Raw genomic sequence first — 8,928 nt, forward strand, 5'->3', positions numbered from 1 at the left:
GCCGTCGGGGGCGCCGTCGGGGGCGCCGTCAGGGGACCGGGGATCAGTGGCCGTGGGCAGGGTGGCGGTCACCGGTGGCTGTCCTCTCGGATCGGCGGGGCCTCGGCGTGGCTGGGTGCGGTGTCGGCGAGGTGTGCGGCATCGCCGGGTGCGGTGACGGCGACGTGGGCGGCATCGCCGGGTGCGGCGTCGCCGGGTGCGGCATCGCCGGGTGCGGCGTCCGCGAGATGCGCGCCGACGTGGCTGGTCAGCTCCCACTCGTTGCGGCCGCGCTGCTCGCGCCAGACGGCGCGGATGGCGGCGCCGGCGAGCATCACCTGGTAGAAGGGGCCGCCGACGATGAGTTTGAGGTAGTGCACGAAGCGGACGCGCAGTCCGTACTGCACCCCGAAGTCGTGCAGGCCGACGATCTCGAACACGAACGTCACCAGCGCCGTGATCATGGGGAGGAAGGTGATGATCGCGATGCCGACGGGCACGTCGAGGAGGACGGCTACGGCGACGTTGACCGGGATGATCACCCCGCAGGCGGCCTGCATGAACGGCGTCATGAGGGTGTGGCGGGCCAGCCAGCGCTGGCCGCGGCCGGGCAGCTGCTGCCAGTCCTTCTTGCGGTAGACCTGGAGGAAGCCCTGGTTCCAGCGGGTGCGCTGCTTGAGCAGGCTGACCAGGGAGCCGGGGGTCTCCTCGCGGGTGACCATGTCGGAGTCGTAGGCGACGACGACCTTCTTGCCCACGGAGGACAGCCGCACGCCGAGGTCGCAGTCCTCGGCCAGGCAGTTCTGGTCCCAGCCGCCGGCCTCGCGCAGGACGTCGGTGCGGACGAAGACGGTGTTGCCGCCGAGCGGGATGAAGCCCTTCTCGGCGTGCAGGTGCAGCCGGGAGCGGAACCAGAAGAAGTACTCCAGGCAGTTGCGCAGGCTGTACCAGCTGGAGTGGAAGTTGATCAGCTGGACCCCGCCCTGGACCACGTCGGCGCCGGTGGCGCGGAAGGCGTGGTCGACGTGGGCGAGCAGCTCGGGGTGGACCTGGTCCTCGGCGTCGAACACCCCGACGATGTCGCCGCGGCAGTGCGGCAGCGCGGTGTTGAGCGCCTTGGGCTTGTTCTTGGTCTCGTGGTGGTCGACGACGACCCGTACGCGCTCGGGCGCCCGGGCGGCGGCGCGTTCGGCGACCTCCGCGGTGCCGGGGTCGTCGTGGCCGACGATCACGATGATCTCGTAGTCGTGGTGGCTGGATTCCAGCAGCCGGTCGATGGTGTGCTCCAGCACGGCCTGCTCGTGGCGGGCGGGCAGGAGGAGCGAGAAGGACAGCCGGCCGCCGCCGTCGGGGCGGTCGAACCGGGTGGCGGCGAGCGTCTCGGGCGTCCGCCACGCGTGCATCTGCCACCACAGCGTGAAGGCAGCCATCCAGAACAGGGCCAGTGAAACGGCAGCGACGAACACAGACAGGAACAAGAGACCCCCCAGGCATGCCGCGATCCCCCTGGACGCGCGGCGACGTCCGAACCCCGGAGGCCGCACGCGGGCCCCCCGGCCCGCACGCCTCCGTCAACCCCCCTCGCGCGCACCCCCCAGTGCGCAGCTCCCGTTGCCGGTACTCCCGGCGGCACGAGCGTAGACGGGAAAGGTGAAACCCGGACGCCCGACAGCCGAAAATCTCATTGCCGAACGACCCTGCCATCAAGCGGAGTTGACGCTACTCCACACCATTCAGGGGTGAACCGTGCCCAACTGGCCTGCCAGCTCGACCGGATCCGTCGTAGGACGCGCGCAGACGAAATGTCGACATACGTACGCCGTGGGGAGGTCGCGTACGAGAGTGCGCTCAGCCAGAAGGGGGAACTCGACCGCTCCGCCCGCCCCTCCGGCACCGGCCGGGCCCGCGGCCAGCCCCGCGGACGGCAGGCTTCCGACCGCCACCACAGCCCCAGGAGCCGTCCCCAGCAACGCCGTCCGGTGCAGCGCGGCCGTCGCCGGATCCTCCGGATGCCCGACGACCGCCACCTCGCGCGGCCCGTCGAGGAGCGCCTCCGCGACGGCGAGGCCGTGCCCGATGAAGCGCGGGGCGCGCGGCCCCAGTGCGTGCACCACGGCCAGCGCCCGCTCGGCCGCCGTGCGATGCGCCTGCGAGCCGGTGTGCGCGGCGTACGACAGCAGCGCGCCCGCCGCCGCCGTCCAGCCCGAGGGCGCGGCGTTGTCGGTGGGGTCCTGCGGGCGGCGGATCAGCTTCTCCGCGTCGTGCGCCGTGTCGTAGAGCGTGCCGTCCTGCGCCGTGAACAGGTCCAGGACCAGGTCGCACAGCAGCCCCGCGAAGTCCAGCCAGACCCCCTCGCCGGTGACGGAGGCCAGCGCCAGGAAGCCCTCCGCCACGTCCCCGTAGTCCTCCAGCACCCCGGCGTTGGCCCCGGCCACCCCGTCCTTGCTGGTCCGCAGCAGCCGGGCCCGGCCGTCCGTCACGTCCAGGTGCAGGCGTACCAGCAGGTCGGCGGCCTCGGTCGCCCGCTCCACCAGGTCCGGCCGCTCGAAGTACGCCCCGCACTCGGCGAGCGCGGCGATGACCAGCCCGTTCCAGGCGGCGACCACCTTGTCGTCCCGGCCGGGCGCCGGCCGCTCGGCGCGCGCCGCGAGCAGCCGCTCCCGGATCCCGGCGATCCTCTCGCCGTCCACCACCGGCCCGGCCTGCGGCAGCTGGAGCACCGAGGTCCCGTGCTCGAAGGTCCCCTCCTCGCTCACCCCGAAGTACGCGGCCGCCGGCTCCCCGTCCGCCTCGCCGAGCACCTCGCGCAGCTGCGCCGGCGTCCAGACGTAGTACGCGCCCTCCACGTGCCGGCCGCTCGCCGGGTCCTCACTGTCGGCGTCGAGCGCGGAGGCGAAGCCGCCCTGGCCGGTCCGCAGCTCGCGCACCATGAAGTCGGCGGTCTCCAACGCCACCCGCCGGGCCAGGTCCGAGCCGGTCGCCCGCCACAGGTGCGCGTACGCGCGGCACAGCAGGGCGTTGTCGTAGAGCATCTTCTCGAAGTGGGGCACCAGAGGCGCACCAGCCCTCGGCGTGAGCACGTACCGGTGGAACCCGCCCCCCACCTGGTCGTACAGGCTCGAACGGGCCATCGCGCCGCACAGCCCTTCCACCATCTCCAGCGCGGCCACGGAACCGGCCCGCGCGTGGTGGCGCAACAGGAACTCGATCACCATCGACGGCGGGAACTTGGTGTCCCCCTTGAACCAGCCGCTCGCGGGGTCGACGTCCCGGGTCAGCTGGAGCAGCGCCAGGGCCTGGGTCTCCTCGGTGGGCATCCCGCCGTCCCCGGCGCTCAGCACACGCCCGGCAAGATCCCGAGTGATCTTCCCCGCGACTTCCCCCACCTCGTCCCGTCGGCTCGTCCAGGCACTGTGCACACCTTCGAGCACCTGCCGGAAGGACGGCATGCCGTGGCGGGCCTCGGGCGGGAAGTAGGTGCCGAAGTAGAAGGGCTCCCCGTCGGGCGTCATGAACACGGACATGGGCCAGCCGCCCTGCCCGGTGGCGGCCTGCACGGCCTCCATGTAAACGGCGTCCACGTCGGGCCGCTCCTCACGGTCCACCTTGACGGACACGAAGTGCTCGTTCATGTACGCAGCGGTGTCGCCGTCCTCGAAGGACTCGTGCGCCATGACGTGGCACCAGTGGCAGCTGCTGTACCCGACGCTCAGGAACACGGGGACGCCGCGCCGCCGGGCTTCCTCGAACGCGCCGGCCTCCCATGGCCACCAGTCGACGGGGTTGTCCGCGTGCTGGAGGAGGTACGGGGACGTGGCCTGCGCGAGTCGGTTGGGCATACCCCCATCCTTGCGCACCCGCCTCCGCCCCCGCCCATGCGCCACGGGGCAGCGTACGAACGGGCGGGGGTGCCGGCTCAGTGCTCGCGCGGCCGGACCGGCTGACGCGTGGCGGCACTGCGCCCGAGCCGCTGAGCCGAGGAGCTAAGCCGTCCTGTCCTGGGCGGACTCTCGGTGCCAGCGCAGTTCCGTCACCGCCTCCGAGGCGTCCCGGCGCACCTCGGAGTGGGGGTGGTGGAGGAACCGCTCGACGATCGGGAGCGCCGCCTGGTCCTGAGTGCAGCCGAGGATGGTCAGGACGTAGCCAAGAAGCAAGGGCTCGAAGCCATCCGCCCCGGCAGCAAGCGGCTCCACCACTCGGTACGGAAGCACGTAGTGCGTGGAGACCGTGCAGACTGCGTGCAGTGCGGACTCCCGCACTGCGTAGCCCTCGTCGTCCGAGAGCGCCACGGTGACGAGGCGCTCGACGGCCCGCTCCGCGTCGTGTCGTGCCAGACGGCCCGTCTCCAGGACGTCGCTGACGACGTCGAGGCAGAGGTTCCGGCGGCCCGCATCGGAACTGTTCAGTTCCTCCCAGGCCGATTCGATCAATGCAGTCAGGCCCTGGTATCCGTCCACGGCCCGAGCATAGGAGGCGGTCGCGGCCTGGTCTCAGGGATTGACACGAGGCGGGGCCGGCCGGTTGTGGGTCAGGTGCGGGAGCACATGTGGATGGACATGGCTCCGGACAGGTCGAGGTGGCGGATGCGTAGTTCGCCGCCGTTGTACGCGATCTCCAGGCGGCCGAACATGTCGTTGGCGCCCAGCGGGTACCAGGGCAGCGTGCGGGAGACCGGGCCGTCCACGGTCTCCGGGACGTTCTGGGCGAAGGAGGTGTCCGGGTCCGCGATCTCCCGGGGCCCGGTCAGCACCTTCAGGTCGAGGCGGCCGCGGGTGAGGCTCCAGCGCCCGGTCCAGGTGCCGGTGAGGGCCCCGGTCCACACGATGCTCCAGCTGCCGTCGGCGCCGATGGTGGCCCTGCCGTCGGCCTTGCGGCCGCCGGGCCCGCTGCCGGGCAGGGTCGTACGGATCGCCCAGGCGCCCTTGACGAACTCGGCGAAGGCCCGGCCGGTGATGCCGGAGGGGCCGGCGGCGGGCGCGGACGCGGACGCGGAGGGTGAGCCGGCCGGGCTGGCGGAGGGGGACGGGGAGGTGGCAGGCGCGGGCGTCCCTGCCGAGGAAGAGGGGGAGGAAGCCGGGCCGGCGGCGTGCTCCTTTCCCGTGCAGGCGGCGAGCAGTGCGCCGCCTGCCCCCAGGGCCAGGTAGCGCAGGGCGGTGCGGCGGCCGACGGCACGCGCCGCCGCACGGATGTTCCGGAGCGTCATATCGGTTACGGTACCGATGCGTTGACCTGGGCCGATTCCGGGCCCCCGGGTCGGACTGGGCCCTCGTCAGGCCCGGTTGCAGACGTACGTACTGACCGAGCCGCCGCGTTCGACGTGGCGGATGGTGAGCGTCTTGCCGTCGTAGGCGACGGTCAGTACCTGGTCGTCGGCCGCCCGCCGGGCGCCCGGAGGCTGCCAGGGGAGGGTCAGCTCGAAGCGGTCGCCCACGGTCATCGGGACCATGTGCGCCTGGGTTCCCTGTTCCCGGGTCAGGGCCTTCGGCCCCTCGGTGATCTCGATCGCGAGCTGGCCCCCGCCGTGCAGCCGGTGGGAGCCCTTCCAGACCTCCGCGCCCGCACCCCAGTCGATGGACCAGAAGGAGAGCTCGACAGTGGCGCGACCGCGGACGGCGGGGCCGCCACCCGGCATGGTCGCCTCCACGGTCCAGGTGCCCCGCAGGAACGCCTCGACGGCCCGGTCCGCCACGGTCTTCCCGCTGGGCCCGGCCGCCGGGGGCCCCGACGGGACGGCGGACGGGAACGCGGGCGGCGCGGCGGACGTAGCAGACGCGGACGGCGCGGCGGCCCCGGAGCCCGCGCCCGCACCCGCCGAAGGGCTCCCGCCCGCCGGAGCCGGCGCGGCCGACGAGCTCCCGGCGGGCTGCCTCTCCTTCCCGGTACAGGCGGCCAGCAGTGCCGTCCCGGCGCCGATGGCGAGGTAGCGCAATGCATTGCGGCGTCCTACGACCCGAGCTGCCGCACGTATCTCTCGTACCGTCATCTTGCCCCCGTGCACTGCTTGTTCGGAAGATCTGGATCTTGCGCAGTGTACGGCGACGACCCCGTCAGGAGGTGGCGCGCAGGTAGACCCGGGAGCGGCCACCGCCAAGGTCCTGGACGTCGATGTCGATGCCCTGCACCTTGGACCGGCGCCCGTCCCCGATGCACGGCGGGCACACCGACCCTTCCCGCACCCTCTCCTGGGTTGCGGGATCGGGCAGCCCGACGTGTGCCCACAGCTCGGCGTTCACGCTGTCTGCCGAGGAGACGGGCGTGATCGCCCGGAGCCCGCCCTCGGGGCGCAGGTCCGCGGTGAAGGTCTCGGCGTCGACGGTCGGAGCTGCGAAGGACAGCAGGTACACCGAGTCCTGGAAGCCGTCCTGGACTGCGCCCTTGACCTCCGTGGCACCGCCCGGAACCTGCACCCGCATGAACCCGGCGGCTTCAGGGGCCCCCGCGTCCTTCACCCAGACGGGCCCGCGCAGCCTGTTTGTGTTGTCCTCGCCGTCCACGGCGCACGCGGTGGCAGCAGCCAGGACGAGTACGGCCGCCACGACGGCGGCCGCACTGGTGTTACGCCTCACCGGTTTTCCTCCGTGCCACGGGACGGGTCCTGCCGGGTGCCGTCCCTGCCGGGATCGCCGGGTGACACCGACGGCTGGTCGGCAGCCCCCAGGTCGTGCTGCCTGATCGAGCTGGTGCCGTGCATGTCGTACTCCTGAGCGAGGCCGACGGTGTGGAGCCTGGCCATATCGGCGTCCGTGATCGTCGTCGGCCCGATGGGCGTCGCCTTGCCTGCGTCCCAGTTGTAGCGGTCGTAGAGGTCGACCTGGTAATCCATGGTGATCTTCGGCCGGCCCTGCGCGTCGGGCACTACCGAGACGTTGCCCGAGACGACACGCTGGTGGCTGCCGACGCCCAGGTACCAGTTGCGGTCCTCGAACGTGCCGCTCCCTCTGGTCTCCACCGGGATGGAGACCAGTGCCCCGCCCGACTTCCTGAACGCCTCCAGAGCCTCCTGCTTCCACCTGTTCCGATGCTTGGAGATGTCTTCCGCGACAGCGGCGCGCAGCGCACCGTCGTCACTGAGCGCCCGGTCGACGTCCAAGGTGAGCGGCTTGCCCGTGCCTTCCAGGAAGTGGGCAAGGTTACGGGACGCGTCGGTGCGCCCGATGAGGTCGCCACCAGCCATCATGGACTCGGCAAGGGCCAGCAAGTAGGCGTCGTGGGCGGTCGGATCCTCTACGTCGAAGGGCCCGGCACCGGGGTCGGGTGACGTCCATCGGTAGTCAGGGGTGAGGATCCCGGCCTTCTTGAGCGCATCACCCCGCTCCTCCAGCAGGATCCCCCGCGTGACCGGGTCCAGGCTGCGCCACCACGCGCCGACGGCGGCCGGGTCCTTGGGCATGTTCTCGGCCTTGGCCGCGGCCGCGAGCGACGGATACGGGCGGCTGCCGTTGAAACCGCCGAAGGTGCCGTCGCGGAAGTCGCTGTCGGTGACGGCGTCCACCAGGGCCAGCTTCACGCCGCGGTCGGCCTCGTCGAAGGCGTCCACGGTCTGCTGGATCCGCCGTGTCCAGGACCGCTCCACCTCGGGCAGGTCGGGATCGTGGCGGGCAGCACTCGCCGTGGCCCGGTCGGCCTTGGAGAAGTCGAACGAAGCGATTCCTCCCTCACTGACCTTCATCCCGGCGGCGACCGCCTCCGCCACCGCCGCCTTCACCTTCCCGCGGAGCTCGGTGAAGAGCGTCTGGGCTTCGCGCAGGAGGGCGGCAACGGCCCGTGCCTGGATCTGGGCGCTGTTGTACTCGTTGCGCGTGACGGCGAAGTTGGGCGCGGCCACTTGCTGCGCCTGGCCCAGCCAGGCGCCGCTCGTCGTGGTGGACTGCACCTTCTTCTCGTAGGTGGTCTCCAGCGTCTCGAACTTGCCGGCCATGGCGTCCCAGGCCGTGGCTGCGGTACCGAGGGTGGCGAAGTCGGTCGTCATGACCTCGTGGTAGGTCAGCGCCATCAGTTCTCCCCCTGCTCACCGATGAGGCTCCGGTACGCGTCCCGGGTCTTCAGGTCCTGGCTCCGGAAGGACAGGCCGCTTCCGCGCAGCGCGGTCTGCTCGCCGGCGAGGCGCCCGAGCAGCATTTTCACCTGCCCGTTCCAGGTCTCCTCGACGGTCTGCAGGGCCGACGCGGTCTGCCAGCCACCGAAGGCCGCCCGCGCGGCCGCGGTCGCGGTGTCGGCGTGGTCCCCGGCGGTCCTGGTGTCCGGGTCCAGCACCTGCTGGATGGCGTCGGCTGCCGCCTTCTTGGCTTCTGGTGAGCTCTTCAGGTCGGGTGTCTGCGTTCCGCCACCGCCCCCGCCGTCGAGCTGGTTCAGACGTACGCCCGCCTGGCCGGCCCGTATCCGTGACCACTCGTCGTCGAAACTCATGCGCCTCCCCATTCGATCTGCCCCCGTTCGTCCGCTTCAGGCTACCCAGTGGTGCTGACAGCGGCGGGGCGGCGCGTGTGTCAACTCCCTCTGATCTAGCTCAGATTCCTCGCGTTCCGGCGTGCCCCGCAGGACACTTGGGCCCCCCGAGCGGAGGAGGTTGCTGGTGCGGGACAGCCATCGGAGCGAGGCCGAGCAGCTGTTGGTGCGGGCCGTCGAGGAAGAGCTGCGGCGGGGCGGGGCGGGCGTGGACAAGGAGGCCTTGCTCGCGCGGGGGCGGGAGGCGCTGGGCGGGCTCGCCGCCAGTGCGGCGGAGGAGTACGCGGCGTACGAGCGGGCCCTGGACGAGGCGGCGGCCGGCGCGCAGTCGCTCGGCGAGGCCTTCCGCGGGGCCGGTGCCTCGACCGCCCTGCTGGTGACGGGTGTCGCGGCGGCCGCTGCGTTCGGTGCGGACCTGGCGTTGGGGGTCGCGGCCGGGACGGCGCTGGGCGCGGGGGCCGTGGCCGGGCTGGCCGGGGCGGTGGCTGTCTCTTATAACCATCT

8 protein-coding genes and 1 pseudogene are annotated in these 8,928 nt (G+C 72.1%); 1 reads left to right on the top strand and 8 read right to left on the bottom strand.

Features of this window, described 5'->3' with window-relative positions; genetic code table 11:
- Window positions 1-68 precede the first annotated feature (68 nt).
- From GPJ59_RS29080 to GPJ59_RS29115, 8 genes are all read right to left on the bottom strand, one after another.
- Entirely contained in the window at window positions 69-1,457 is a 1,389-nt protein-coding gene (locus GPJ59_RS29080; RefSeq protein ID WP_258025082.1) for a glycosyltransferase, read from the bottom strand.
- Window positions 1,458-1,712: 255 nt separating this feature from the next.
- Window positions 1,713-3,818, bottom strand: coding sequence for a thioredoxin domain-containing protein (locus GPJ59_RS29085; RefSeq protein ID WP_219670693.1), 2,106 nt, complete (start codon window positions 3,816-3,818; stop codon window positions 1,713-1,715).
- A 144-nt stretch (window positions 3,819-3,962) separates the two neighbouring features.
- Window positions 3,963-4,436 (bottom strand): hypothetical protein, encoded by a 474-nt coding sequence (locus tag GPJ59_RS29090; RefSeq protein WP_219670695.1) that lies wholly within the window; start codon window positions 4,434-4,436, stop codon window positions 3,963-3,965.
- Between the two features lie 71 nt (window positions 4,437-4,507).
- The gene (locus GPJ59_RS29095) at window positions 4,508-5,182 is read right to left on the bottom strand and encodes a hypothetical protein (protein ID WP_219670699.1); all 675 of its coding nucleotides are present in this window, start codon (window positions 5,180-5,182) and stop codon (window positions 4,508-4,510) included.
- 66 nt (window positions 5,183-5,248) lie between these two features.
- A complete protein-coding gene (locus GPJ59_RS29100) occupies window positions 5,249-5,668 on the bottom strand; it encodes a hypothetical protein (RefSeq protein ID WP_219670701.1) in 420 nt (139 codons plus the stop codon).
- Window positions 5,669-6,026: 358 nt separating this feature from the next.
- The gene (locus GPJ59_RS29105) at window positions 6,027-6,545 is read right to left on the bottom strand and encodes a hypothetical protein (protein WP_308120546.1); all 519 of its coding nucleotides are present in this window, start codon (window positions 6,543-6,545) and stop codon (window positions 6,027-6,029) included.
- Window positions 6,542-7,972: a hypothetical protein gene (locus GPJ59_RS29110; protein ID WP_258025083.1), complete on the bottom strand. Its 1,431-nt coding sequence runs from the start codon at window positions 7,970-7,972 to the stop codon at window positions 6,542-6,544. Before GPJ59_RS29110 ends, GPJ59_RS29105 begins: the two co-directional genes overlap by 4 nt.
- On the bottom strand, window positions 7,972-8,385 hold the full coding sequence (locus GPJ59_RS29115) for a hypothetical protein (protein WP_219670703.1): 414 nt from the start codon (window positions 8,383-8,385) through the stop codon (window positions 7,972-7,974). Before GPJ59_RS29115 ends, GPJ59_RS29110 begins: the two co-directional genes overlap by 1 nt.
- 166 nt (window positions 8,386-8,551) lie before the next feature.
- Here GPJ59_RS29115 and GPJ59_RS29120 point away from each other — a divergent pair.
- Window positions 8,552-8,928: pseudogene (locus GPJ59_RS29120) on the top strand (hypothetical protein); the annotation flags it as partial.

This window comes from Streptomyces bambusae, from assembly GCF_019400985.1.
GTDB lineage: Bacteria > Actinomycetota > Actinomycetes > Streptomycetales > Streptomycetaceae > Streptomyces > Streptomyces bambusae_A.